Raw genomic sequence first — 25,516 nt, 5'->3', positions numbered from 1 at the left:
CGAGACCGCGTTCCCACCCCGGGCAGGTCTCGGGCCAGCTATTTCTCGCCCAGGTAGGCCTTGCGCACGCGGGGATCCTGGCGCAATTCCTCCGCCGTACCCGCCAGGGCCAGCCTACCCGTTTCCAGAACGTAGGCGCGGTGAGCCAGACGCAAGGCCGCCCGCACGTTCTGTTCCACCAGCAGGATGGTGACCCCCTGCTCGTTTATCTCCCGGATGGTCTGAAAGATGGCACGCACCAGCAGAGGGGCCAGTCCCAGGGAGGGCTCGTCCAGGAGGAGAAGACGGGGCGAGGACATCAGGGCCCGGCCGATCGCCAGCATCTGCTGTTCTCCTCCCGAGAGCGTGCCGGCTAGCTGGTGGCGGCGCTCGGCCAGCCGGGGGAAGAGGGTAAAGACACGCTCCTTGCTGCGGGCTACACCCTCTCGATCCCCGCGCCTGCTGTACGCGCCCAGGTTCAGGTTCTCCTCCACGGTAAGGGTACTGAACACTCTGCGCCCCTCGGGGGCGTGGGAAACCCCTCTGGCCACGATGGCATGAGCAGGGACGTTACGCAGAGACTGGCCCTGCCACCGCACATCCCCCTGGCGGGGACGGACCAACCCGGAAATTGCCCGCAGGGTGGTGGACTTGCCCGCCCCGTTGGCTCCAAGCAGGGCCACGATTTCTCCCGGGTAGACCTGAAACGTAACGCCCTTGAGGGCATGGACGTGACCGTAATAGACGTGCAGGTCTTGCACTTCCAGGATGCCTTGGTCAACCATGGAACCCCTCTTCTTCCTTCCCCAGATATGCTTCGATCACCCGCGGGTTGGACTGTACCTCTGCGGGTGTGCCTTCGGCGATCTTTTCGCCGTTATCCAGCACGATGATGCGGTCGCAGATCCCCATTACCACCGTCATGTCGTGCTCGATCAGGAAAACGGTGATCCCACTGTCCCGGATCTGGACCACCCAGTCCATCAACTCTCTAGTCTCCTGGTCGTTTAATCCCCCCGCGGGTTCGTCCAGGACCAGGAGCTTGGGCCGCGTGGCCAGGGCACGGGCGATCTCCAGCCGGCGCTGCAAACCATAGGGGAGGTTGCGGGCGAGTTCCTCCGCCAGGTGGGAAAGGCCCATGAAGGCCAGTCGCCTCTCCGCTTCCTCCAGGATAGCCGCTTCTTCCTGACGGTGGCGCCGGCTGAGCACCAGGGCGTCCCATATCCCCGCCCGCGTGCGACAGTACTGGCCCGCCATCACGTTTTCCATGACAGTCAGGTTAGGAAAAAGCCTGATGGTCTGGAAGGTCCGCGCGATCCCCAGGGCGGTGATGTCGTGGGGGCGCAGCCCCACCAGTTCCCGGCCCTCAAGGCGGATGCTCCCTTCGTCAGGCCGGTAAATCCCCGTGATCATGTTGAAAACCGTGGTCTTGCCGGCCCCGTTGGGCCCTATCATGCCCAGGATCTCGCCCGGACGTAACTCGAACTCCACCCGGTTGACCGCCACCAGTCCACCGAACCGCTTTGTCAGGGACTTCACTTCCAGCAAGGGTCACCACCTGCTCCTTGCGAAACTGGCCCAGGATGCGGCACCCAGCCCCCACCGCCAGAGCACTCACCAGCAAGCATCGGGCGAAAGCCCGCTAGCCGGGACCTGTAGCCGCCGTTGGAGTCCCGGCCAGGTCCCCCTCTCGCTGGACCTGCCGGCGCCAGTGGGCGCTGGGCCACAACCCCTGGGGGCGGAAGATCATCATGAGCACCATGGCCAGGCCGAAGACGAGCATGCGCGCCCGGGCAAATTCCCGGAACAGTTCGGGCAGGGCGGTCATGCCCAAGGAGGCTACAATTACCCCTGGGATGGAACCAGTTCCGCCCAGTACCACGATGCAAAACATGACGCACGACTCCCAGAAGTTAAAGCTCTCGGGGGCAATCAGGGTCATCTTGGATGCATAGATGTTGCCGGCGATTCCCGCCCCCGCCGCCCCCAGCACGAACGCAAGCAGCTTCAGCGATGCGGTATCCATCCCCATGGCCTCGGCTGCCGTTTCGTCCTCCCTTATGCACGTCCATGCTCTGCCCACGCGGGACCTCTCCAAGCGCCTCATGGCCCACACGAACAGCACGATGAACAGCAGGATGAAGTAGTAGTACTGGTCCACCGTCCGTATGGTGAAGAATCCCAGGCTGGGTCGCGGGATACCAAACACGCCGTTGACTCCGCCCGTGAGGCCCCATGGATTGTTGAGCAGGGCAATGCGCACGATCTCGCCGAACCCGATGGTCACTACGCACAGGTAGTCGCCCCGGAGGTGGATAATGGGACGGGAGATGATATACGCGAAGGCGGCAGCTGCCAGCGCGGACACAGGCAGGAGTAGCAGCGATGGTATGCCCAGGCGGGTAGAAAGAATAGCTGTGGTGTACGCACCTACCGCATAGAATGCCGCATGCCCCAGATTGAACAGTCCCGCGTACCCGACGATGACGTTCAAACTCAGGCCCAGCAAGATGTAGATGCCGCAGAAGTTCATTACATCTACCCAATAGTCACTTACCAGCCATGGGCAAGCAACGAGACCTGCTACCAGAACACTGACCCAAGCTCTGCGGGGTATCTTGCTCACCATCTCTGCCGCCCCCTAAAGCTTTTCCGCTACCCGCTCGCCCAAGAGGCCGGTGGGGCGCAAGATCAAGATACTGATGAGCAGGAGAAAGGCGAAGGCATCCTTCCAAGCCGCCGAGATGTATGCTGCACCAAGGGTCTCCAACAAGCCGAGGATTATGCCACCTACCATAGCCCCGGGGATGTTGCCAATCCCTCCCAAGACGGCCGCGGTGAAAGCCTTCAGACCATAGCTCCAGCCCATGGTAAAGTATACTTGCCGGTAGTAGAGCCCGATCATAATGCCTGCTGCCGCGCCCAAGGCAGGGCCGATCAGGAACACCAGCATTATGATGCGGTCCACATTGATGCCCATGAGCCGGGCAGTATCGTGATCCAGCGCAGTGGCGCGGATGGCCGCCCCCACAGTAGTGCGATGGATGAACAGGTACAAGAGTCCCATGAAGATCAAAGAGAGGATCAGCACACTTACTCTCAGCAAGGGGACGGTCATGCCTGCCACCCTCCATGCCGCGCTTGGCACCAGCCCTTCCGGGAACACCTGGTAGCGAGCACCGGAAGCCAGCATAACCGCGTTCTGCAATACAACCGCGCATCCTAGGGCAGACACGACCGGGGCCAGCCTGCCCGACCTGCGGAGAGGACGGTACGCAACGCGCTCTATGGATACCCCGACGAGGCCGACCAGACTCATGGCTGCGACGAATACCAGTAAGAGAACGAGCCATTGATTCGACAAGCCGCCGCCCAGACAAACAAGGGCCACGCTGAGGCCGACGTACGTGCCCAACATGAACAGGTCTCCGTGAGCAAAGTTGATGAACTTCAGGACCCCGTATACCATCGTGTAGCCCAGGGCAACCAGGGCGTAACCCGACCCCACCGTGAGCCCATTTAACACCTGCTGAACGATTTGCTCCATGCGCCTCGCCTACCTCCACCTAACAAGGCCCAGTGAGCCCCCTGGCGTCCCAGCCAGCAACACCTGGGAGCTTCAAAGCAGGAACCCGTGGGGAAACGGATCGTCCTCCTCCAAGACCAGCCGATTGTAGCCGGTTATAAAGGCGTTGCCACTTACCTGCGGGATCACCGCACGATAGGACCCCACGGTCGTTTCGCCTATGACACGCCCGACGAATCTAGTTCCCAGGATAGACTCATGCACAAAGTCCTCATTCAGCCGTAACTCCCCCCGGGCGTACATCCACGCCATCTTAGCACAGGTGCCTGTTCCGCACGGCGACCTGTCGATCTGGCCAGCCCCGAAGAACACCACGTTCCGCGCAGGTCGACCGGTCACGGAATCGGCTTCTTCGTAAAACTCAACCAAGGGCGTGTGCCTAACCGACGGCGCATCCGGGTGAGTTATATCAACCGCATCTGACACCGCTCGCCTGATCAGTTCCCCCATCTGCCTGAATTGCTGCACGTTGCCCCGTTCGATGTTCAGCCCAACGTCCCTGGCCCGCACAAGGACGAAGAAGTTTCCACCGTAAGCCACGGCTGCGTCTACAGTGCGCCCATCGGGGAGCCGAACACGAACGTTGGGGTACCGTACAAAGGAGGGAACATTTGCGACGGTGATCGCGGAGACCTTACCATCCTTCACCTGTGCATGGGTCGTAACGAGCCCCGCAGGGGTATCAAGAACAATCGTCGTGTGTGGTTCTTGGACAGGAACAAGCTTTAACTCAATGGCAACCCGGACGACTCCCATGGTACCGTGTCCGCACATGTCCAGGTACCCTGCACCCTCCGCGAAGATCACGCCCAGGTGGGCTTTCGGGGAGGTCGGCGGGAGAATGATCGCTCCGAACATATCGATGTGCCCTCGTGGCTCAAACATCAGCAACTGCCTGATGTGGTCCAGGTGTTCAGCCAGATACTGTTTCTTCTCTCGCATGGTGGAGCCGGGCACATCTTCGACACCTCTCACCACAACCCGCGTGGGTTCCCCCTGCGTGTGGGTGTCAACCACCTCGAAGCAGCACGCCATGGCTCGAACCACCCTACCCCTTCAGGATCGACAGGGGAAAGGGCGGTACTCGACCGCCCCTCCCCCCCACGGCTACTTCCACAGCACGAACTCGCCCTGGTCATTAACGGTATACGCCATGTGGATGGTGCCCTTACGGTCGCCCTTTTCATCGAAGCCTGGTATCAGTCCGCTGATGCCAGGGAAATCCTTAAGCTCATTATGCAGGTACTCAGCAAGTTTGGCTGGGTCGTCCGAGTTCGTGCGGTTGATCGCCTCCACGATTACGCGGAAAGCATCTGCGGTGAAAGGCGCCCAGACGCTGCGCGGATATTCGCCATACCGAGCCTTGTAATCTTCCAGGAACTTCCTGGCCTCCGGCCATGGGAGGTCCTTCGGCATCGGCTCGGTAGTGATGATCACACGCTTGGCAAACTCAATTCCCGCCATCTTCACGAACTCGGGGTTGTTAACTGCATTGCCCACCATCATCTGCGCATCCAAACCCACGTCTGCGGCCTGTCTGACCAGTAGAGCAGCTTCTGGGTAATAGCCGGTAAAGTACCAGACCTCGGGCTTAGCGGCCTTGAGCCTCGTAAGAACAGCCGTGTAGTCCTTTTCTTTGGGAGTAATTGCATCGAAGAACACCACTTCCAGCCCGGCGTCTTCCATGTACTTCTTGCTCCAATCAGCAAGGCCTTTGGCGTACGTGGTGTTGTCGTGTATGATGGCTACCCGCTTCTTGCCCAGCGTCTTGGAAATGAACTCAGCAGCAAACAGCCCCTGCTTGTCGTCCGTAACGCAGGTACGGAAGAATCGTTTGTAGCCTTTTTCCGTTAGCCGTGTAGCCGTGGATATCGGCGTGATGTGCAGGATCCCTGCGTCGTTGAACAGCTGCGAAGCCGGTTCGGTACACGTGGAAGCGTAAGACCCGATAACGATTTTCGCACCGGCTGTTATGAGCTTTTGGGCAGCTAGAGCAGCCTGCTTGGCATCACTCTGATCGTCGGCGGAGATAAGCTCGATCTGCCTGCCTCCCAACAACCCGCCTTGCTTGTTCACCTGCTCGACCAGCATTTCGAGTGGCTTCTTTATGCCCTCCTGGCCTTCGAACGCCCAATCACCCGTTAGAGGCGCCAAGTAACCGATTTTGATCGTAGGCTTGGCCTTGGGTTGCTGGGCGCAGGCAGCGGATACGGAGAGCAATAGACCCAGGACAACCACACACACCATTATTTTTCTCATCGTTCTCTCCTCCTGGCTGATGGTGAGCTTGACTCTAACCGCCTTTGACCTGGCCTCTGGGGCCGCTACGAGTCACCGGAATATGGGTCGCTCTCGCCTCCTTCCTCTTGCATCACACACAGGCCGGTTCCGGTACCAGTTCGCCGGTGGCAAAACGCCCCAGGCGGAACGGGCTGACATCCACCAAGGGAGGCTCTCCCACGATGAGCTGGCTCAGGATGAGGCCGATACTGGGGGCAAATTGCAGACCGTGGCCGCTCCAGCCCAGGTCCAGCCACAACCCTTCCAGGGGGGCAGGCCCCACGATGGCTTGGGAATCCGGAGTGATATCATAGAGGCCGGCCCATTGCCGCACCACCCGCACGCCGGCCAGGGCAGGAACGTGGCGCACGATGCGCGACGCCATCTCCTCCATAAAGTGCCAGCTGGACCCCTGCCCGTACCCTTTGGGCTCGAAGGGGCTTCCGATACCCATGAGCAGGCTGCCGTGAGGGGTCTGCTTGAAGTAACTGCCGTCCTCGAAACAGAGCACCATGGGATCGAGGAAGTGGGCCACGGGCTCAGTGACCAGGATCTGGTGCCGCTCACCATACACAGGGACATCTAGCCCCAGAGCGCGGGCCAGTTCCGCTCCTTCCGCCCCCGCACATATCACCACCACCGGGGCCTCCACCCGTCCGGCACCGGTAAGCACGCCGCGCACCCGCGAGTCACCGGCGAGCACGGCATGTACCGGGCAAAAACAGTGAATGCGGGCACCAAGGCGCCGGGCCGCCCGGGCGTACGACCAGGTGAGGTGGAAGGGGTTGACGTGACCGTCCCGCGCGCAGAAACTGGCTCCCAGAACCCCGTCCAGGTTGAGACCAGGTGCGACCCGGGCCACTTCCTCGGGAGACAGGATGGTTGACGGAATGCCCAGGCTGCGCTGCAGGGTCACATTCCGGGCAAACTGCTCCAGTTGGCCGGGTGTGTACGCCAGCAGGAGGTACCCTCCCTGGGTGAATTCCAGGTCGTACGGGTAGTCGAGTTCCTCCCCCAGGTGCTCCAGGAGACGAATGTTCCAGATGGCCAGGCGGCAGTTTATCTCGGTGCCGAACTGGTGGCGGACCCCCGCCGCAGAACGCCCGGTGGCGCCGCTGGCCAGGTATCCCCGTTCGAACAGAGAAACCTTGAGCCCACGGCGGCAGAGGTGGTAGGCAACCGCACACCCGTGCACCCCGCCCCCCACTATGACCGCGTCGGCTGTGCGCTCGATCAGGTCTGCCACGCTCCCACCCCGCGCTCCGCCCTGCCCGGCTCCCTCCCGCCTCAGGGGTCACGCCCGTCCTGCGGCGGGGGCTCCTTCACACCACCGCGGGTTCAAGGATCAACTCACCGCGTGCGAAGCGATCCGGACCCAGCCGGTCGACAGGGATGTCCGGCTCTTCGCCCACGATGATCTGCGCCAGCAGCTTCCCCGTCATGGGAGCCAGCATAAAGCCGTGCCCGGAGAACCCCACCGAATAGTAGTAGCCCTCCAGTTCGGGAGCCGGCCCCACAATGGGCTGGGCATCGGGCGTCATGTCGTAAGAACCCGCCCACTGCCGCACTACCCGCAGATGGGCCAGAGGCGGCAGGATGCGCACAACGATACCAGCCATCTCCTCCAGAAAACGCCAGGTGGCCCCGCAGTCCAGGTTGCGGGGCTCGTGGGGATCCCCCAGCCCCATGATGAAGCTCCCGTGCGGCGTCTGCTGGCAGTACAGCCCGTGGAAGAAGGAAATCACCATCGGACCCTGCATTGGCCCCACCGGCTCAGTGACCAGAATCTGATGCCGCTGAGCATAGGTGGGGATGTCAAGACCCGCCATCTCCGCCACCTCGTCCGACCAGGGACCGGCGGTGTTCACCACCACCGGAGTGGAAACCTCTCCCCGGGTGGTGCACACCCCCACCACCCGCCCACCTTCCACCCTGACCCCCGTCACCCGCGTGAAAGTCCAAATCTCTGCCCCCAGCCGGCAGGCCCCCTGCGCATACGCCTCCACCGCCCGGAAGGGATTGATATGCCCATCCTCCGGACAGAAAGTGGCACCCACCACCCCCTCAGGGTTCAGGTAGGGTACTATCTCCCGCGCCCCCTCGGGCGTAAGCACCTCCACGGGAACACCCAGCGAACGCTGCAGGGCCACGTTCCGCAAAAACTGCTCCCACTGCCTCTCCTGGTACGCCAGAATCAAATACCCTCGCTGCTTGAACTCTATCCCCCGCGCGTAACCCAGCTCCTCCTCAAGCCGCTCGAACATCTTGATGCTGGCCCGGGCCAGCCGGATGTTCATCTCCGTACCCCACTGCTGCCGCACACCCGCCGCACACCGGCCCGTGGACCCGGAGGCCAGGTACCCCTTCTCCACCAGAAGCGGCTTCAGGCCCCGCAGCGCTAACTGGTAGGCCACCGATACCCCCTGGATCCCCCCACCCACCACCACCGCATCCGCCGTCTTAACCATGGCCACCATCCCCTGCCGGAGCCTGGCAGGCAGGCACCTCGCCGACAGCGTGCTGGGCAGCCACCCCGGCGCCGGCCTCATGGGCAGCCGCCGCGCGCGCGATAACACCCAGCTTCACAGGACGGGTGGGAGGACGGAAGGTGGGCAGCACCAGCTCCTCCACCGGCACCCCGGTCAGCCGCGACACCTCCTGCAGGATCAGGTGCCGGCACGTACGCCCCTGACACAAACCCATCCCCGCCCGCGTCAGCCTCTTTATCTCATCCAGAGTACAGGCACCCTCGGCAACCAGACGCCTGATCTCGGCCAACGTGACATCCTCACAGCGGCAGATCACCACGTCCTGATCCCGGTCACTCACCTTGCCCACCCCCGGCCACGGCAATGTTCCTTACTACATGGGCCAGGTCCCTCTCCACCTCGATCCACAGCACCGGGGTGCCCACCTTCTCCCGCGACCTCTGCACCTTCACCACCCGCGCCTCACCAACGCAATTCCCCTCGCGGTCCAGGGCTTCCACCACCTGCCCCACCTCGGGCAGGGGGAGGAACTCATAGGGCAACTTGATCAGCGACGTGCTATCCGTGTACCCCTCGTGCACCACGAATACGGCCAGCCCCGGACAGGCAGCCACACACAGACCGCACCCATTGCACCTCTCCCAATCAACACCGGGAAGATCATTGATGTCCTTAAACGGCCTCACCGCACCCCGCTTGCACGCCCAGTAACACGGATCACACGGGATCCGCTCAAAACACTCGAATATCGCCACCGGCCCCCGGCGCCTCACCTCCTCAGGAGGCATCACCCGCGCCAGGTCTTCCACCGCGGGCACCCCCGTCTGCCTCAGCATGCCCGCGCCACCTCCCCCAGACGCGCAAGACCCCGGCGAATCTTCTCCCCCGGAGGACCCGCCCGCAGCACCTCAAGCTGGGCATGTGCCTCCCGGGCCAGTTCCCGGTAGCACGGGCACAACCCCAGCGAAGCCGCCGCCGCCAGCCCCGCAATCCGCCCCGACACCATGGCCGACGACGCCTCCTCCACCCCGGAGGCATCACCAGCCACAAATATCCCCGGCACCGACGTCTGCTGGTGCTCATCACGCCAGGGAACATGACCACCCAGCTCGGGCACGTACACCATGCGGCACCCCGCCTGCCACAGAAGCTCCGTCAGGGGCGACAAACCCACCGCCAGGCACAGCACGTCCGCCTCGAAGTCACACTCGGTACCCGGGATACCCTGCCACCTCTCGTCCAGCCTCCACACCGTCACACCCTCCAGCTCCCGCTCACCACGGGCCTCCTTCACCGAATGCGACGTCAGGATGGGTATCCCCAGCCGGCGGATCTTGGAGGCATGCACGGCATACCCCCCGATCGTGGGAGCAGCTTCCACCACCGCGGCTACCTCCACGCCCGCCTGGCGAAGCTGATACGAGATGATGAGACCAATGTTGCCCGCACCCACCATCACCGCCCGCCGCCCCGGCTTCACCCCATGCACGTTCATCAGCGTCTGCACCGCCCCCGCCCCGTACACCCCGGGCAGGTCATTGCCGGGAAAAGCAAGCGGCCTCTCCTGCGCACCCGTGCACACCACCAGCCGGCGCGGACGCGCCTTCAGGTACTCCGATTCCCCGTTGAACGATCGCTCCATGGTGAGCACCCCGTCGGGGTAGTACCCCAGCACCTGGGTGTCCAGCAACAGATCTATGCCGGGATGAGACCGCACCTTCTCCCCCAGCAGGCGGGCAATCTCGATCCCCCGCGTGCCCGCATACTGCCCCCGGGACCCAAAGAACTTGTGGGTCTGCTTCACCAGCTGCCCACCCGGCTCCGAGAACAAATCCACCAGAAGAACCCGGGCTCCCCATTCCGCCGCCGCCAAGGCCGCCGACATCCCCGCCGGCCCCGCACCCACCACCATCACCTGGGGGTTAAGCACCCTCCTCACCCCCACACCCGTGCAGCGCCGCGCCAGAGTCCAGCCCGGAAGCCCGGCCCCCACCCACGGCAGCGAGCAGGTTACCCTTCCCCGCCTGACGCTCCACCCGCATTCCTTCCCGTAATTTCTCCACACACACCCGCACGTTGGGCACCCCATCCACCACCATCAGGCACGAGGAACAGTTGCCCACCGCACAGAAGAACCCCCGCGGCCGGCCCAGCACCGGGCTCTCGCGCAATACCCGGATTCCGGCCGCGTGTAGCGCCGCAGCAATCGGTTCCCCCTCATACCCTTCCAGGGGACGGCCCTCGAAGAAAAACGTCACCTTCCTGCGCGCAGGGAAAGTCAGGATGGGATGCTCCCTGATCCGCACCGCTACCGCCTCCCGGCTATGATTCCTGTAACGCTTTCCGCAACCGATCCAGGTGTTCCGCCATGCGCCGGGCTGCTTCCGGGCCGTCGCGGCCTCTGATTGCCTCGTAGATGTGGCAGTGCTGGCGGCACATCGTGGCCCATTCTTCGCGTGGCAGGTGCATCTGCTGCCGGTGTTCCCGCAGGATCCCGACCAGCACCCGCACCAGCTCCCATATCACCAGATTCCCGGTAGAACGCGCCACGGCCACGTGAAAGTCCAGGTCGCGGTCCATCTGCTCTCCCAAATCGAACTGCGTACTGAAGAAGTCGTTGATTACCCTCCCGATGTGGCTGATTTCCTCATCCTTGCCCCGTTCCGCCGCCAGCTGGGCCGCCCTAACCTCGATGATCTGTCTAGCCTCGCAAATGTCCAGCAAAACTGCCTTTTCCAGCCTGACGAAGCCCGCCTCCAGATCGAACAGGCTCTGGCCATCAAGCTGCCTGAGAAACCTACCGCCCCCGGGCCGGGATTCGATAATGCCCCGAACCTCCAGCACCCGGAACGCTTCCCGCAGGATGCCCCGGCTCACCCCCATCTGCCGCTCCAGTTCCCGTTCGGAAGGGAAACGCTCACCGGGCCGGATCCGGCCGCTCCTTATGTGCTCGACCAGCTGTCCTACCACGTCCTGGTACAAGCGATACCGGCTGACCTTCTGGAACGACATCGCTCGACTCCCGCCCATGACTGCACAGACACTGGGCAGCCCAGCTGCCCGATGGTGTGTGTATTCGACGCCTGGCCGGAAAGTCCTGCTCCTGACACACGCTTGTGGACACTGGCCCGTCCATGGAAGCCGCCCCTTGAGCGCACCGGTATCCACATGCTCCTCACCGACTTCGGTCACGGCCCCATCCCCCTGCGTGGAGATTGATGCCCTGCGCCACGGCCGGGGGCTCATTCCCCTGCACATCCCCGGGAGAAAATACACGGGGGTCGGAAAGGAGGCTTGCGCATGGCCACCGTGGTGGCAGCTTTCCCATCTGAAGACAAGGCGCGCTTCGCCCGCCAGGAACTGGTGCAGGCGGGCCTCCCCTCCGAAAAGGTGCAAATGGTGGGTCCCCAGAGCTGGCTGGATGCCCAGGCCGCTCTGGCCGAGCCGGAACAGAGCATCGTGGCCGGACGGGCAGGAAAGGAGAACCCGGCCCTGCGTGCTGCCACGCAGGCGGGGGATGCCCTGGAGTCGGCCCGCCCCGGGGGCGATCTCCCCGCTGTGGAACGGCAGTGGCTGAATCACATGTTGGTCGTGATCACGGACCTGGAAAGAGAACGGCTGGCGGGGGTAACCACCGCCCTCCGCCAGCTGGGGGCAGAACACGTTCTCGTACGCTGACGGCCCAGCCTGGGGCCTTGTTGTTGCCCGTCTTTCTGCCTGGTCATCTCACTTCGATCCCCCAGACAAAGATTGGGGAGGGATGCACCCTCCCCCTATGACGCCAGGTGGGGGTAATAGTCCTGGTTAGCCGACTCCGACAGTCGGGAACAGGAACTGCGGCGGGTACCCGGGCGGGCACGGGATCTTGGGCGCCACCACGCACGTGGTCGCAACAAAGGGAGAACCCCGCCCCCCACCTTTTAGGTGCCGGAACTATACGCACGAGGCAACTTTCCCCGAGACTGCCGCACCGGCGGGCCAGCGCACGTGCAGGATCACCGCGTCAGGGAGAACGGTGAGCCCGGCAACCAGCGTGCGCACCAGGGTCTGACGCTCCTCGAAACCCAGGCGACCCAACCGCTCCACCAGTTTAGCCGCGACGTGCTCCAGCCTGGCCGGATCTGTGGGAACCACCACCGGGGGCCCATTCCTGAGGAGGTCATCTCGTCGCCGGGTCAGCTCGGCCACCAAACGTCCCAACTGCGCAAGCCTCTCCTCGACCTCCCCCAGGTGGATCACTCCCTTCTCGTACAACTCGAGCAGGCGGCGACGACGTTCTGCCCACCGGGAGATCTGCTCCTGGATGCCCTCAACGGTCGTGTTCAAATACAGGCACGCCTCCCTGGTCCTTTCCTGCAGATCACGGCGGTAGGCGTCCGGGTCGGACAGTGCGGTGAGCACCACATACCAGACCGCCCGTTCCAGGTCGTCGGCGGGGACGTACCCCAGCGTACAAGCAGGCCCTGCCCTGCCTCCTTGTGTACGGCCTGTTCCGGCCCGGCACACATAATACCTCCGCTTCTTAGCTTTAGACGTGATGAGGTTGCCGTTGATCCTGCCCCCGCATACCCCGCACCACACCAGGCCCCGCAGGAGATACTGGGTTCTCGACTTCCCCGCCCAGAGGCGTCTCGCCATCCGGTGTTTCTCCTGCGCGCGCTCGAACAGTTCCCGGTCCACTATGGCGGGAACGGGGACCTCAACCCACTCCTCCGGAGGTCGTTCCTTCCTGAGCACCCTCTGGCCGGGGGGAAGTCTCCTGGTGGCGTGCACGCCCTCGGCGTTGTACCGGTGAAAGCAGGCGGAACCGATGTACGCCGGGTTACGCAGGATACGGGACACGGTTGACCGGTGCCAGCTTCTCCCCCGGGGAGGGAGGATGCCGAGGGAAGTGAGCCGCGATACAATGGCGCCGCAACCCAGGTTTTCATCGGCGTACCAGGAAAAGATACGGCGCACCACGGTCGCCTCCTCGGGGACCACCAGCAGCGTATCCCGCTCCCGATCAAACCGGTAACCGTAGGTGCGCGGGTCGTGAGTAAGCCGACCCTCCCGTAGCTTCCGCAACTTGCCGCGCACGCTCCGTTCCCTGATTTTCTCTTTCTCGTATTCGGCAATAGCGCCGCGCAGCGAGTAAAAGAGCTTCCCCTCGGGGGTGTTCTTCCATGCGAAGTTGACGAATTCCAGCCGTGTCCCCCGTGACTCGATCTCCTCCGTGAGCAGGAGCTGGTGGGATAGATTGCGCGCCAGCCGGTCCGGGTCGTAGCACACGAAAAGCTCCACCCCGCCCCTCGCCACCCGTTCCCGTGCGGCCAACAGTCCCGGCCGGGTGAGGACACTCCCGGATTCCACATCACGGAAGATTTCGATCTGGATTGCCCCCAGTTCCCGGGCGTGGGCAGTGCACCGTTCCACCTGGTCTTCCAAGGAGTAGCCCCGGGTCGCCTGCTCGTCGGTGGAGACGCGCGCGTATATCACCGCCCGCAACGCCCGTCGCCCTCGCCCTCGAGCTCCGCCAGTATTTCGCCCAGAAACCGGTCGATGATGAAGCCCCTGGCCCTCGTCAGGGCGTGACCCCCGTCGGGGATGACGCGCAGAATCACCCGGAAGCGCCTCTTGGACCCGGTGCGGGCGGCGTTGCCCGGATCGGTGGCCACTTCCCTCTTGCTTTCCCGGTCAACCACCCTCTCACCCGGAACAGATTACGCGGGAGGACCCTCGTCCCAGTCCCTCGAGGCGTCTCACTTGAGCCGAGGATCCAGCGCGTCCCGCAGACCGTCACCCAACAGGTTGATGGCTAGCACTGAAATGGTAATGGCCAGGCCCGGGAAAGCCACCACCCACCAGGCACGACGCAGGTAAACCCGATCCGCAGCCAGCATGGCACCCCACTCCGCAGTGGGAGGAGGTGCGCCCAACCCGATGAAACTCAGCCCCGCACAGGTGAGGATGGCACTCGCCACCCCCAGGGTGGACAGAACCACGATGGGGGCAGCAATGTTTGGCACCAGGTGGCGCAACATGATGCGCCCGGTCCCGCTACCCAACGCGCGAGCAGCCTGCACATATTCGTTCTGCTTAACCGACAGAGTCACTCCCCGCACCAGTCTGGTGTAGGAGGGAACGGAGGCAATGCCCACCGCGATCATAACGTTGAACAGGCCGGAGCCAAGCACGGCGATAATTGCCATTGCCAGGAGTATACCTGGAAAGGCTAACATGACTTCCATCAAGCGCATGATGACATGGTCCAGCCAACCTTCAAAGTAGCCGGCGATGAGGCCCAGCACAGTCCCAGTTACTGCCGCAATGCCTACCGCTATCACTCCCACCTGCAGGGAAATCCGGCCTCCGTACAGGATCCGGCTCAGGACATCCCTTCCCAGCGCATCTGTTCCCAGGGGATGCTCCCGCGAGGGACGAGCGAGACGGTTAGAACTCACTTCGTATGGGTCATAGGGGGCAATCCAGGGGGCCAGGACGGCGGAGACTATCAGGGAGACAAACAGCAACAAGCCCAGCACAGCGCCCCGGTTCTGAACGAACCTGCGCACGGCGTACTTCCGGAACGAAAACGAGTCGGGCGTGGCACGACGCATATCCTTTCTCTTAACCACCACCGCCAAGGTTCCACCTTCCCAGCTCACTGATAACGGATGCGTGGATCAAGATAGCTGTACATTACGTCCACTATCAGGTTCACAAGCACGTATCCCAGCGCCATGTACAGAACAATGCCCTGCACCATAGGAAAGTCTCGGGCCTGTAAAGCAGTGACGGCTAACGTCCCCAGGCCAGGCCAGGCGAACACCTGCTCGACAATCACCGCGCCGCCGAGGAGGCCGCCGAACTGTAATCCCACGACGGTGACCACGGGTATCAGGGCGTTCTTGAGCGCGTGACGGTACATGACGATTCGTTCCGATAGGCCCTTCGAACGTGCCGTTCGGATGTAGTCCTGGCGCATGACCTCCAGAACCGAAGAACGGGTAATGCGCGCCACAACTGCGGACGCCATCAGCCCCAACGAAAGGCTCGGCAACACCAGGTGCCGAAGAGTCGCGGCTCCCGCGACCGGGAACCAGCGGAGATTGACCGCAAAAAGGAAGATGAGCATCAGTCCGAGCCAGAAACCGGGGACGCTGACCCCCACTATCGCCCCTAACATGACCGCGTTATCCAGCAGTGATTGATGGTGCTTTGCTGCCAGCACTCCAGCCACGACGCCGACGGAGACGGCTATGCTGAGGCTACAGAATGCCAGTTTCAAGGTGGCAGGGAACCGCGCCGTTATTTCCTCCACAACCGGGCGATTGCTCTTCAGGGAACGTCCCAGGTCACCCCGCAGAGCCCCCCCAGCAAACCTCAGGTACTGCACTGCCAACGGATCATCCAGACCCAGCTGCTTTCGCAGCCGGGCCACGTCTTCTGCTCCCGCCTCCATGCCCAGCATGATGCGTGCCGGGTCCCCGGGCACAAAATGTAGCATAGAGAACACCAGTATCGACACGCCCACCAGCACCGGAATGGTTCCCAGAACCCGCTTGGCAAGGTAAGTAGACATTTAGGTGATCCTCCTGCCCTGCGGTTGCATCCGCCGGGGGCGGAGGATCCTCATCCCCCGCCCCCGGAGGCCGCATCCCTCCCGGTATGTGTTCAGTTGTCCTTCAACCAGATGTCATGCAATAGCCAGGTCCCCCGGAAGTTCAGCTTGAAGCCCTGCACCTTCTTATTCACCGCCACGTAATTCTCGGAGATGTATATGGGGGCCCAAACGGCCCGTTCCACGACCAACCGCTGCGCCTCGGCCGCATAGCGGAGGCGTTCTTCGGGGAGCACGGTGTTCCTCTGACCCGCAACAGCAGCGTCGATGTCAGGGTCGCGCACGAAACACCAGTTCACTCCCGAACCCGCCTGGGAGGAGTGCAGGGCGAGGTACAGGATGTCGGGGTCACCGTAACCGTATCCCATCAGGTTCATGTGGTGGCGCCCTTCGCCGAGGTACTGCATGAGCGCACCCCACTCGTAGCTCTGGATCTCCACCTGGACCCCAACATCACGGAACTGTGCCTGCAGGAGCTCGGCCGTGCGCCTCCACGCATCCGCCGGCATGATGAAGAGGCTCAGCTTGAGGGGCTTACCCTCCTTCTTTCGAACCGTGTCCCCGGGGGCCAGCTTCCAGCCGGCTTCCTCCAGCAACGCCTTGGACTTCTCCGGGTCGAATTTGTAGCTGATATCCTCTACGCCCTTCCAGTAGCCCCATATGGTAGGGGGCAGGGGACCGTGGGCCGGGCGGGCGTGCCCAGCGGCGGCTCCCTCTATAATGGCCTGCTTGTCGATCGCGTAAGAGAGGGCCTGCCTGACCCGCACGTCGTTCAGAGGGGGCTTGTTCTGATTAAACCACAGGGACATACTTACTCCTGATGCAAGGTAGGAGAACACGCTGAAGTTCGGGTTATTCGTGAACCGGTCAACTTCCATGGGGGGCACGGGGGCAATATGGACCTCGCCGGCCTCCAGGGCCGCCACGCGGGTGGCATCCTCGAGGATGTATTTGATCTGGATCTTTTCGGGATAGGGGGGACCCTGGTTGGAGGCGAAACTGGGTGCCCACTTGTAGTCCTCGTTTCGCACCAGCGTGATCCACTGACCGGTCACCCATTCTTCGAACTTGTACGGCCCGGTGCTGGCCGGATGCCGGCCATAATCTTCACCGTACTTCTCCAGGTTGGTGGGATCGATGGCGTGCGTATACCCTCCCAGGGACAAGCCGTAGAACAAGGGACCAAAAGGCTTCTCCATACGCAATTTGAGGGTGTAATCGTCCAGGGCGATGATTTCCTTCACCGGCCCGAGCATCTTCGAAGCTGCGACGGTCTTGGTTTTGGGATCAAAGGCTCGGTCCCACGTAGCTTTCAGGGCATGCGCGGTGAACGGAACACCTGAGTGGAACTTTACGTCATCGCGCAGGTACAACGTGACCTCCAGCCCGTCCCCGGATACCTCCCACCGCTTGGCCAGGTGCGGGATGAAGTCGCCGGTTTGGGGATCGGTTTGCACGACGGGATCGGATATAAGACTCATCACGAAATAGGCAGCACCAGCTGCGGTCTTGTGGGGATCGAGCGTGTTGGGTTCTTCCATGTAGCCAATGACCACGGTCCCGCCCCGCCTGACCTCCTGGGCAGGCTCCTTCGCGCCCTCCCCGGTTGACCGCGTCCGACAACCCACCAGCACCGTCGCGACCAGGACCACTACTAAAGTAATGGCCATGTACCGCCACCGTCTCATCTTCTCACCTCCTGAAGCTGACATCCTTCCCGCACACACAAACCAACTTGACCCGTAGTGAATACCCAGAGTTTCCCGGCCGTCACCCCCTTTCCAGGGCTTCCCTCCTCGGGTGTTGCACAGGGCATTGCGGTGTACCGCGGGCATGCTACGTGTTGTCTCAGCTGCTCCGGTCCTTCAGATACCGGTCGAACCATTCGGTGAGGCGCCGCCAGTAGTCGATCCTGAAGCTCGGCTTGCCGGTGAGTATGAACAGATGGCTACTCTGGGGGTAGCGCACGAGTTGCGCCTGCTTTCCCAGTTGCCGGAGCGCCACGTAAATTTGCTCGGCCTGCTCAATGGGGCAACGGTCGTCGGCTTCTCCGTGCAGGAAGAGCACGGGAGTGGTAACGTTGGCCACGTGCATCAGGGGAGAGTGCTGGAGAAGGGCTTCTACCGTTTCCCAAGGAGGCCCTCCGATTTCATCCAGAAGGAACAAATACCCCAGGTCGGACGAGCCGTAAAAGCTCAATAGGTTGCTAAGGCACCCGCCCGAGACCGCAGCCTTGAATCGAGCACTGTGGGTTATGATCCAGTTGGTCATGAAGCCGCCGTAGCTATATCCCGACACTCCCAGCCGATCGGGATCGGCGACCCCCCGCCTGACCGCTTCATCCACGCCAGCCATGAGGTCACCGAAATCCTTGCCACCCCAATCCCGCACGCAACCTTGGGCGAAGGCAGTCCCGTATGACTGGCTGCCGCGGGGGTTGGTGTAGAGCACGGCGTAACCCTGGGCCGCCAGGCACTGGAACCCGTGATGGTAGGCAAACCCGTAAGCCCCGTGGGGCCCTCCGTGGATGCTGAGGATCAGGGGGTGAGGCCCCTGTCCCCCGGGGGTTATCAGCCAGCCTTCCAGCGGGAGGCCATCAGGTCCTTGATACGTGACCAACTCTACCGGTCGCAACGCCATCTCGCCGAAATAGAACCCGTTGAAGTCGGTAAGCCTCTTTTCCTCTCCGGTGGGACTGAGGTAGTACACCTCGTTGGGCCGGGAAGGATCGGTAACGGTGTAAGCGAAGGATCCGTCGCGAGCCATGGAAAAGGCCGTGAGGACCCTGCGATGACCTTTGGAGAGCCGCTCAATATCCCTCGTACGCAAGTCGAGGGAATAAAGCTCGCACTGCCCCCTTTCAGCGAAGAGGGTAAAGACCCTGTCTCCGTGCGGGCTCCACTGCGGCAGAGGACGGGCATCCACCGTCACGATGTCCCCGCTATCGACCGGGGCTGGCGGTCGATCGAATTCGCGCGTCAGGCTCTCGGCATGACCGCTTTCCACTTCGACTAACCATATTTCCGGAGTGCGGTTCCCCCAGGACCTGCCCTCTGCGGCCACCATTAGCAGCCTACTTCCGTCTGGCGACCACACGGGGCTGGGAAGCAGGAAGCGGGAGAAATTCGTACGCAGGAGTTGATATTCGCCCGAGCCGACATCCAGCAGATACAGATCGCTAAGGGCGGTGTGGTCCGCATCAGCGCTACGCCTGACGGCCAGGGCCAGCCGGCGACCGTCGGGCGACCAGGCGGGCACGCCGTGATCGCAATCTCCCCAAGTTACCTGAGTTGCTTTTCCTCCTGAAGAGGGAACCACGTACACCTGCTGCCTGCCTGGACCGAACACTCCTGTCCCGTCGAACTTGTGTAGCAAACGGTCCGACGTCTTGATTTCAGATCTCTCGGGCAGATCTTCTCCCGGCTGAGCCGGACCCAGAGCGACTACTGCCAGGGCTTTCCCATCAGGGCGCCACACGGGTGGAGACGAAATCCCCCTGAGATCCGCAGTGACCGGGTACGCCTCCCCTCCCTCGGAAAAGGGTAGCACCCAAACCTGATTGCCGCCCCCGCGATCGGAAATAAAGGCCAGCTTGTCTCCCTGCGGCGACCACCGGGGTTGCATGTTAACCTTGCCCACGTGGGTGAGCCGGCGGGGTTCCCCGCCCCGCGTGGGGACAAGCCACAGCGAAGAACGGTAGCCATCTGACTCCTTGTCTACCTCTGTGACCGTAAACACTACCCAGTTGCCCTGAGGGTCAATCTGTGGATCCGACACCATTTTGATGTCATACAAATCCTCATACTTTGGCAACCTGGTGGCAGACACAACTCCTGCCTCCTCTCAGCCCACGCCTGACGATGTATTCCCGGGAGGTCACAAGTCCAACAGACCTTCGCCGCGCGCCTCACGCCGTTCTGGCGAGGCCCCCCACCCGTGGGATGATGCGAAAACCGGAGGCAACCGCATATACCTCACCGCGGGCGTTGAAGAGAAAACGCAGCAACGATTCCTCTTCTTTCTGCTTAATCACGAACATGCCAACGCCAACGGGCCTCGCGTGCATGCGCTTGCCCTGCATCTCGACCTGGAGCGTGCCGTCCGTGACTGATACCTTGATCTGAGCTCCCTCGCCCGAACGGTATTCACCCGCATACCGCTCCAGCCGCTCGGGGGGACACGCATAATCGGGGTAGTCGAAACGGCGGGTATCCACCGGCAGGCCCAGGATGATATTCATCGCACCAAGCAGGATCTGGCCCGAGGGAACCCCCGCAAGGTTGGCCAGAGCTGCCCCCGTCACACCCTTTTCGGGAACGCAACTGACGTACGCAGATACCCCCTTGATGCCACCCCCGTGCTCGACCAGAGATACGCCGTGGTAGTTGGGGTGAATTACCAGACCATAGCCGTAATACAGCCCCGGTTCACACCAGACATGGGGTGCTGTCATCCGGGCCACGCTTTCGGCCGAGAGGATGCGTCGGCCGTTTCCCACGCCTCCCGTGCGGTACACCTCCATGTACCGCAGCAGGTCACCCACGTTGGAACGCAGAAAGCCTGCTGCCACCATGGCAGGTGCCTCCCACCACTGGGGTGCCGCATACGCTTCCTCTTTGCCGTTATTTTCCCGGGCAGCGTACAGCTCCGTGACTTCCGGAAACTGCTCCATGACCTTCAGATCAAAGGTCGTGTGCTCCATCCCCAGCGGTTCAAGGATGCGTTCGGTGACGAAGGACTCGTAAGATTGCCCGCTCACACGCTCAACAATCGCCCCCAGGAGGGCATAAGCATCGTTGGAGTAGCTGAAGTATGCCCCGGGCGGGCCGAGCAGTTGGACGTCCAGGCTGGCAATGAAGTCCATCAGCTGCTCGTACGTGTAAATCGGTTGCTTACCGTCAACGCCCACGCTGAGCGGGAAGTCCTTTACGCTGGGATCGCCCTGCATGCTGGGGGCCATGCACAAGAACAGGGAAGGCAGAGGAGGCAGCCCGCTGGTATGCGTCAGGAAGTGGTGGATCGTGATCTTCCCCGCGGCCCCGTCCTTACCCACCCGGAACTCCGGGAGGTACTTGACGACGGGGTCCTCCACCGAAAGCTTGCCTTCCTCCTCCAGCTGCATAATCGCCACGGCGGTGAACGACTTGGTGATCGAGCCAATGCCAAAAACCGTGTTCTCAGTAACCGGCAACTCGCGTTCCCGGTCGCGCCACCCGAACCCGCGGCCGAAAACCTGCTTGCCGTCCTGTGCTACCGCGACTGCAATCCCGGGTACCTGATACGCCGCCATCATGCGCTCAGCATACGCCTCAAATGGCGCCCAATCACCCGTCATCGCTACATTCCCTCCCCGTGCGGTTGTCCAGGGCGATGTTTCATAAATCCTCACACTCGCGCACCTGCTCAGAGTCCCTCCCGCACCAGGCGCTGGATTTCAGCGGCGGAAAGGCCGTCGATTCCCAGCTTCGCCAGTGTCCTTCCCTCCGACCAGAAATCCCGATCGCACACAGCCGAGCCCAGCGAAACGATGGCGTCGATGAGCGGCGTGCTCACGCCCGCCTTGCGGGCAAGCTGGGAGATGGGAACCAAACCCTGGGGCAGGTCCTCGGTGATATACCGGTCGTGTACGGAACTGGGTCCCTTGATCTGGGCGATTACACCGAGGGTGTTAAATGGCGCCTGGAAAGCCACCGCCATGATGCTCCCCGTGGTGTTGAAGTCACGGTCCTCGTACTCGATCACCTCCGTCCCGTAGGCGTCCGCCACCCTCTTCACCTCGTCGAACACCCGGCGGATGACCCTGGCCACCGCCTCGGTTATCCCTTCCCGGTACATGTAGAAGTCGCCGCCACTGTATTGGATACGACCCACGTTGAGGAGAGAACCGGGGGGATGGACAATGGGGTTGGGGTTGCTGAACGCACACGAGAGGACGTCCCGGGCCGGCTGCACCATGGGGAAATACCCTTGCAGTTGCGGAATCACCGAGGCGTTTCTCATGGCCGGAAGGGCAGCCGCCGTAACAAGGGGAGCAACCAGGGCAAGGTGAACCCAGCCCGGTTCCACCATCCGGGTCCCGTAGGGTAAAGTGTTGGTCTCCACGATGTCTACCCGCAAGTCGGGGGCATTCTGCCTGAGAAAGTGCAGCAGCTCCAGAGAACCGAAGTCAGCCGCCCACATCACCACCAACTGCCCGTCCCGCAGGTGAGGCAACATTTCCCGGAAAAACCGCCCGTGGCCAAATGCGGGGACCACCACGTTGACAAGCTCCACGTCCCGCAGGGCCTCGGCCATGTCGGTCGTAGCCGTGTGCAGCCGAGCAATCCCCTGCCTCCCGATCCCCGTAAGCTTGATCTCCCCCGTCCTCAGGACCTTCTCAACCCGACCGGCGAAGTCGGGTAGTTCGTAAAAATTCACCCGGTACCCCGCCAGGGCCAGGTCAGCCGCCATGCAGTGACCCCCGTTACCTCCGCCCAGCACCGCCACAGGTTTGCTCACGATGTTACACCTCCTGCCATATGCCCGTACAATGCAGCCCTATAGCCGCCGGCCTCACCTGGACAAAACCTTCCCAGCCAGAATACCCGTGTGCCGCCCCTGGTCTATCACAAGTTGCCCGTTCACCAGGACGTACGCGATTCCCATCGGATACTTCGAGGGCTCACGGTGCGTCGCAGCGCAGGCCACCGTCTCGGGATCGAAAACCACCAGGTCAGCCCACATCCCTTCCCGCACCAGCCCCCGGTCTCTCAACCCCAGGAACTGTGCAGGCAACGACGTCATCTTGCGGATGGCTTCCTCCAGCCGGAGAAATCTGGCTTCCCGTACGTATCGGCCCAGCACCTTCGGGTAGGTCCCATATTGCCGCGGGTGCACCCCGCATTGCGGGCGACTAAGGTCGGGAGAGTTGTCCAGCGCAAATCCGTCCGTCGAAACGCAAGACCACGGCCACCTCAGAACATGCAGCATGTCTTCCTCGGCCATGCCGCCCGCCGCTACCTGGGTAAAGCCCTCGTCTTCGAGGTACACCATTCGCACGGCATCCCAGTAATCGTCGCAGCCCAGGACCCGCCCCACATCGCGGAAGTTCAGCCCCTCCAGTTCGGGATGCGCCGGGGACCACACTATGTAGTCGAACGTCTCCGGGTCCCAGATGTCAGGCACCATCACTCCCTTCCTGGCAAGAACCCGGCGACGCTCCTCGTTCAGCTGCACCTCCTTTGCATGCCCCGCTCGGACCGCTTCCCTGATCTTGCCCCACTCGCCATCGTCCTTCAGGCGCCGGAACAACTGCTCGGACTCCGGAGTGCCGCTGTCGGGAGACAGGATGTGCCCCATGAACCAGGTTCCGAGGTTGGCCTGACGCGCCAGCGTCCACGGATAAACGTCGCAGATGACGTCCACACCCTCGTCGCGAGCACGCTCAAGGACGCGAATAGTTTCGAACGTCTTGCCCCAGTTCTCGGGTAGCATGGCCTTGTGGTGGGACACGCATGCCGGCAAGCGGGCCTCCCGGCTGATGCGGACAAGCTCCCTAACCGCGGAGACCAGGTACTCTTCTTCGCTGCGGATGTGCGAAGTATAAACTCCGCCGCACTCCGCCACCACCCTGGCGAGTTCGACTACTTCTTCCGTAAACGCATTCCGCCCCGGGGCATAGCGGAGTCCGGTTGAGATTCCGAAGGCCCCGTCCTCCATTCCCTGCCGCACCAGGGCTTTCATCCTCTCCATCTCCTCGGGAGCCGGCTCGCTTCTTTCCCCGCCCTTACCCTCCGTTCCCAGCACGGATTCGCGCACCGTGCCGTGGCCGATGAAGGGGCAGAGATTGATTCCTATGCCCCGGGACTCGAGCGCCGACCGCCACTCGGCCAGAGTGTTCCACCGCACCTCGGCTTCGGCCGGGAGGACCAGTGAGAAAGAGGCCATGGTATCCCGGATACGGTCGCGCAACGCCTCGCCGGAGAACGTATGTACAGTACCCCCGCACTGACCCACAGCCTCCGTGGTCACGCCCATACGCAATGCGCTCTCGGCCCGATTGTGCACCCAAACGGTGTAATCGGAGTGGCTGTGCAGGTCGATGAATCCGGGACAAACTACCATACCGGCGGCGTCGATGGCGCGAGCCGCAGGGGCATCGAGCGAGTGGCGTGAAACCACCGCCACCTTTCCTCCCCGCACTCCCACCTCACCCCGAAACCACGGATTGCCAGAGCCATCAACCACCCTGGCGTTCTTGATAAGTAGATCCAGCAACTCTCGCACCTCCCGCCGCCCGACCGGCTAGAACGTGGGCGGGCACATGATACATATGAACCGCGCGCGCGTCTTGCCCGTGTTGCGATACTTGTGGGGAACTGCGGGACGAAAGTGGACAGCATCGCCCGCCTGGAGCCGGCATCCTTCGGTACCAGCCTCAAGATCCACCTCGCCCTCTATTACCAGTGCCCACTCCTCGGCGTCCCACGGACCATGACACATGGGCTCGTCGCACGTCTCCATACCCGGTTCAAGTTCCACCCACACAGCCTGAATTTTCGCCCCGGGGTGGGACGCCGAGGCCAGCTCGAAGGTGGTGTTGAATCCAGGGGCCACGAACGACCTGCGGTGGTCGCGTGGTATGCGGACACAGGCCGCCTCCCCCAGCTCGCCCTGAGCCAACAACGCGAATACCGAAGTCCCTACGGCACTGGCGATTTTGCGCAACGAAGACAACGTGGGGTTCGCCTGATTATTCTCAACCTGCGAGATAAAGGCAGCGCTCAACCCGGTCAACTCGGAAACCTGCTGCAGGGTGAGCCCTTTGGCCCTGCGCAACTGCCTGACGACATCCCCCAGCACGTTGCCCTACTCCCTTCCCCGAACCTAATGAATTTGGTCCTGGCAGCTCACCGTGCACTCCCGCCAGCCGGGTACTTTGCCAGCGGTAACGGAAAGAAGGGTTCTACACCTACGCCAAAAATCCTGCTCACCACTGGGAAACAACAAACACGGGGCAGTTGCGCGGGGAGTGGGAAGATACTGACCGAAAGCGAAGAAGGCCGGGCGTGGGCCCGGCCGGAACAGGCACGTTCGTGAGCAGAAAGGTCAGTCGTATTTCTTCAGTATGGCCGGGATCTGGCGAGGTTTACACTGGGCGTAAACGTCGCCGTCCACGGTCATGACGGGGGAAAGGCCGCAACACCCCAGGCAGCGGGCAGCCTCCAGCTGGAAACGCCCGTCGCCCGTGGTCTCCCCGATGCCTACCTTCAGCCGCTCCTGCAGTTCGGCAAGGAGCTGTTCTCCCCCTTTGACGTAACAGGCAGTCCCCATGCACACCTGAATGCGGTGCCGGCCCACCGGGCGCAAAGCAAACAGGGCGTAAAACGTGGAGACCCCGAACACGTGGCTCACGGGAACTCCCAGCCTGCTGGCTATCCGCACGTGCACCGATTCGGGCAGGTAGCCGAAGAGCTTCTGGGCCTCGTGGAGAACCTGGATGAGGGCGGAGGGATCTCGCCCGTACCGCTCGATCACCTCGTCCAGGCGACGGAAACGGGGATCCGAATCTTCTATGCACTCAACAGCTTGCATGGACAT

The 25,516-nt window shown here is 62.5% G+C and carries 25 protein-coding genes; 1 reads left to right on the top strand and 24 read right to left on the bottom strand.

Going from position 1 to position 25,516, the window contains the following annotated elements; translation table 11 throughout:
• Window positions 1-38: 38 nt before the first annotated feature.
• The 13 genes from AB1446_04035 to AB1446_03975 all read right to left on the bottom strand — a co-directional run bounded on the left by AB1446_04035 (window position 39) and on the right by AB1446_03975 (window position 11,346).
• On the bottom strand, window positions 39-764 hold the full coding sequence (locus tag AB1446_04035; protein ID MEW6546071.1) for an ABC transporter ATP-binding protein: 726 nt from the start codon (window positions 762-764) through the stop codon (window positions 39-41).
• Window positions 757-1,527 carry an ABC transporter ATP-binding protein gene (locus AB1446_04030; protein ID MEW6546070.1) on the bottom strand — a complete coding sequence of 257 codons (771 nt, stop codon included), beginning with the start codon at window positions 1,525-1,527 and terminating at the stop codon, window positions 757-759. Before AB1446_04030 ends, AB1446_04035 begins: the two co-directional genes overlap by 8 nt.
• Window positions 1,528-1,621: 94 nt before the next feature.
• Window positions 1,622-2,608, bottom strand: a complete 987-nt coding sequence (locus tag AB1446_04025; GenBank protein MEW6546069.1) for a branched-chain amino acid ABC transporter permease — start codon at window positions 2,606-2,608, stop codon at window positions 1,622-1,624.
• Window positions 2,609-2,620: 12 nt separating this feature from the next.
• Window positions 2,621-3,526: a branched-chain amino acid ABC transporter permease gene (locus AB1446_04020; GenBank protein ID MEW6546068.1), complete on the bottom strand. Its 906-nt coding sequence runs from the start codon at window positions 3,524-3,526 to the stop codon at window positions 2,621-2,623.
• A 72-nt stretch (window positions 3,527-3,598) separates the two neighbouring features.
• The gene (locus tag AB1446_04015; GenBank protein MEW6546067.1) at window positions 3,599-4,600 is read right to left on the bottom strand and encodes a proline racemase family protein; all 1,002 of its coding nucleotides are present in this window, start codon (window positions 4,598-4,600) and stop codon (window positions 3,599-3,601) included.
• Window positions 4,601-4,672: 72 nt separating this feature from the next.
• Entirely contained in the window at window positions 4,673-5,824 is a 1,152-nt protein-coding gene (locus AB1446_04010; GenBank protein ID MEW6546066.1) for a branched-chain amino acid ABC transporter substrate-binding protein, read from the bottom strand.
• A 112-nt stretch (window positions 5,825-5,936) separates the two neighbouring features.
• Window positions 5,937-7,091, bottom strand: coding sequence for an FAD-binding oxidoreductase (locus tag AB1446_04005; GenBank protein MEW6546065.1), 1,155 nt, complete (start codon window positions 7,089-7,091; stop codon window positions 5,937-5,939).
• Between the two features lie 76 nt (window positions 7,092-7,167).
• On the bottom strand, window positions 7,168-8,313 hold the full coding sequence (locus AB1446_04000) for an FAD-binding oxidoreductase (GenBank protein MEW6546064.1): 1,146 nt from the start codon (window positions 8,311-8,313) through the stop codon (window positions 7,168-7,170).
• Window positions 8,306-8,674, bottom strand: coding sequence for a (2Fe-2S)-binding protein (locus tag AB1446_03995; protein MEW6546063.1), 369 nt, complete (start codon window positions 8,672-8,674; stop codon window positions 8,306-8,308). Before AB1446_03995 ends, AB1446_04000 begins: the two co-directional genes overlap by 8 nt.
• Entirely contained in the window at window positions 8,667-9,170 is a 504-nt protein-coding gene (locus AB1446_03990) for a 4Fe-4S binding protein (GenBank protein MEW6546062.1), read from the bottom strand. The genes AB1446_03995 and AB1446_03990 overlap by 8 nt, the downstream gene beginning before the upstream one ends.
• The gene (locus AB1446_03985; GenBank protein MEW6546061.1) at window positions 9,164-10,264 is read right to left on the bottom strand and encodes an NAD(P)/FAD-dependent oxidoreductase; all 1,101 of its coding nucleotides are present in this window, start codon (window positions 10,262-10,264) and stop codon (window positions 9,164-9,166) included. The genes AB1446_03990 and AB1446_03985 overlap by 7 nt, the downstream gene beginning before the upstream one ends.
• Complete coding sequence (locus AB1446_03980) at window positions 10,257-10,640, bottom strand: (2Fe-2S)-binding protein (protein MEW6546060.1); 384 nt, start codon at window positions 10,638-10,640, stop codon at window positions 10,257-10,259. Before AB1446_03980 ends, AB1446_03985 begins: the two co-directional genes overlap by 8 nt.
• A gap of 16 nt (window positions 10,641-10,656) precedes the next feature.
• Complete coding sequence (locus tag AB1446_03975) at window positions 10,657-11,346, bottom strand: FadR/GntR family transcriptional regulator (protein MEW6546059.1); 690 nt, start codon at window positions 11,344-11,346, stop codon at window positions 10,657-10,659.
• Window positions 11,347-11,634: 288 nt separating this feature from the next.
• Here AB1446_03975 and AB1446_03970 point away from each other — a divergent pair, with 288 nt between their 5' ends.
• Window positions 11,635-12,012, top strand: a complete 378-nt coding sequence (locus AB1446_03970; GenBank protein ID MEW6546058.1) for a hypothetical protein — start codon at window positions 11,635-11,637, stop codon at window positions 12,010-12,012.
• 255 nt (window positions 12,013-12,267) lie between these two features.
• Here the strand turns inward: AB1446_03970 and AB1446_03965 are convergent, their stop codons facing one another.
• The 11 genes from AB1446_03965 to nuoE all read right to left on the bottom strand — a co-directional run bounded on the left by AB1446_03965 (window position 12,268) and on the right by nuoE (window position 25,516).
• On the bottom strand, window positions 12,268-13,812 hold the full coding sequence (locus tag AB1446_03965) for a recombinase family protein (GenBank protein MEW6546057.1): 1,545 nt from the start codon (window positions 13,810-13,812) through the stop codon (window positions 12,268-12,270).
• Window positions 13,809-14,018 carry a hypothetical protein gene (locus AB1446_03960; GenBank protein ID MEW6546056.1) on the bottom strand — a complete coding sequence of 70 codons (210 nt, stop codon included), beginning with the start codon at window positions 14,016-14,018 and terminating at the stop codon, window positions 13,809-13,811. The genes AB1446_03965 and AB1446_03960 overlap by 4 nt, the downstream gene beginning before the upstream one ends.
• A gap of 57 nt (window positions 14,019-14,075) precedes the next feature.
• Complete coding sequence (locus tag AB1446_03955; protein MEW6546055.1) at window positions 14,076-14,954, bottom strand: ABC transporter permease; 879 nt, start codon at window positions 14,952-14,954, stop codon at window positions 14,076-14,078.
• A gap of 23 nt (window positions 14,955-14,977) precedes the next feature.
• Complete coding sequence (nikB, locus tag AB1446_03950) at window positions 14,978-15,898, bottom strand: nickel ABC transporter permease (protein ID MEW6546054.1); 921 nt, start codon at window positions 15,896-15,898, stop codon at window positions 14,978-14,980.
• Between the two features lie 92 nt (window positions 15,899-15,990).
• The gene (locus AB1446_03945; GenBank protein MEW6546053.1) at window positions 15,991-17,625 is read right to left on the bottom strand and encodes an ABC transporter substrate-binding protein; all 1,635 of its coding nucleotides are present in this window, start codon (window positions 17,623-17,625) and stop codon (window positions 15,991-15,993) included.
• Between the two features lie 160 nt (window positions 17,626-17,785).
• Window positions 17,786-19,765, bottom strand: coding sequence for a S9 family peptidase (locus AB1446_03940; protein MEW6546052.1), 1,980 nt, complete (start codon window positions 19,763-19,765; stop codon window positions 17,786-17,788).
• A 79-nt stretch (window positions 19,766-19,844) separates the two neighbouring features.
• On the bottom strand, window positions 19,845-21,272 hold the full coding sequence (locus AB1446_03935) for a serine hydrolase domain-containing protein (protein MEW6546051.1): 1,428 nt from the start codon (window positions 21,270-21,272) through the stop codon (window positions 19,845-19,847).
• Window positions 21,273-21,340: 68 nt separating this feature from the next.
• Window positions 21,341-22,435, bottom strand: a complete 1,095-nt coding sequence (locus AB1446_03930) for an NAD/NADP octopine/nopaline dehydrogenase family protein (protein ID MEW6546050.1) — start codon at window positions 22,433-22,435, stop codon at window positions 21,341-21,343.
• A gap of 54 nt (window positions 22,436-22,489) precedes the next feature.
• The gene (locus AB1446_03925) at window positions 22,490-24,193 is read right to left on the bottom strand and encodes a D-aminoacylase (protein MEW6546049.1); all 1,704 of its coding nucleotides are present in this window, start codon (window positions 24,191-24,193) and stop codon (window positions 22,490-22,492) included.
• A 27-nt stretch (window positions 24,194-24,220) separates the two neighbouring features.
• The gene (locus AB1446_03920; GenBank protein MEW6546048.1) at window positions 24,221-24,778 is read right to left on the bottom strand and encodes a cupin domain-containing protein; all 558 of its coding nucleotides are present in this window, start codon (window positions 24,776-24,778) and stop codon (window positions 24,221-24,223) included.
• Between the two features lie 246 nt (window positions 24,779-25,024).
• The gene (gene nuoE, locus AB1446_03915; GenBank protein ID MEW6546047.1) at window positions 25,025-25,516 is read right to left on the bottom strand and encodes an NADH-quinone oxidoreductase subunit NuoE; all 492 of its coding nucleotides are present in this window, start codon (window positions 25,514-25,516) and stop codon (window positions 25,025-25,027) included.

Source organism: Bacillota bacterium (assembly GCA_040757085.1).
Taxonomy (GTDB): domain Bacteria; phylum Bacillota; class Sulfobacillia; order JACIYH01; family JACIYH01; genus JACIYH01.
This window is presented reverse-complemented; position numbering and strand designations above follow the sequence as displayed.

Coding starts and splice junctions, on each gene's coding strand:
- AB1446_04020 (MEW6546068.1), bottom strand. CDS start 3,526: ATGGAGCAAATCGTTCAGCAGGTGTTAAATGGGCTCACGGTGGGGTCG.
- AB1446_03935 (MEW6546051.1), bottom strand. CDS start 21,272: ATGACGGGTGATTGGGCGCCATTTGAGGCGTATGCTGAGCGCATGATG.
- nikB (MEW6546054.1), bottom strand. CDS start 15,898: ATGTCTACTTACCTTGCCAAGCGGGTTCTGGGAACCATTCCGGTGCTG.
- AB1446_04010 (MEW6546066.1), bottom strand. CDS start 5,824: ATGAGAAAAATAATGGTGTGTGTGGTTGTCCTGGGTCTATTGCTCTCC.
- AB1446_03970 (MEW6546058.1), top strand. CDS start 11,635: ATGGCCACCGTGGTGGCAGCTTTCCCATCTGAAGACAAGGCGCGCTTC.
- AB1446_03945 (MEW6546053.1), bottom strand. CDS start 17,625: ATGAGACGGTGGCGGTACATGGCCATTACTTTAGTAGTGGTCCTGGTC.
- AB1446_04025 (MEW6546069.1), bottom strand. CDS start 2,608: ATGGTGAGCAAGATACCCCGCAGAGCTTGGGTCAGTGTTCTGGTAGCA.
- AB1446_03990 (MEW6546062.1), bottom strand. CDS start 9,170: ATGCTGAGGCAGACGGGGGTGCCCGCGGTGGAAGACCTGGCGCGGGTG.
- AB1446_04000 (MEW6546064.1), bottom strand. CDS start 8,313: ATGGTTAAGACGGCGGATGCGGTGGTGGTGGGTGGGGGGATCCAGGGG.
- AB1446_04035 (MEW6546071.1), bottom strand. CDS start 764: ATGGTTGACCAAGGCATCCTGGAAGTGCAAGACCTGCACGTCTATTAC.
- AB1446_03975 (MEW6546059.1), bottom strand. CDS start 11,346: ATGTCGTTCCAGAAGGTCAGCCGGTATCGCTTGTACCAGGACGTGGTA.
- AB1446_04015 (MEW6546067.1), bottom strand. CDS start 4,600: ATGGCGTGCTGCTTCGAGGTGGTTGACACCCACACGCAGGGGGAACCC.
- nuoE (MEW6546047.1), bottom strand. CDS start 25,516: ATGTCCATGCAAGCTGTTGAGTGCATAGAAGATTCGGATCCCCGTTTC.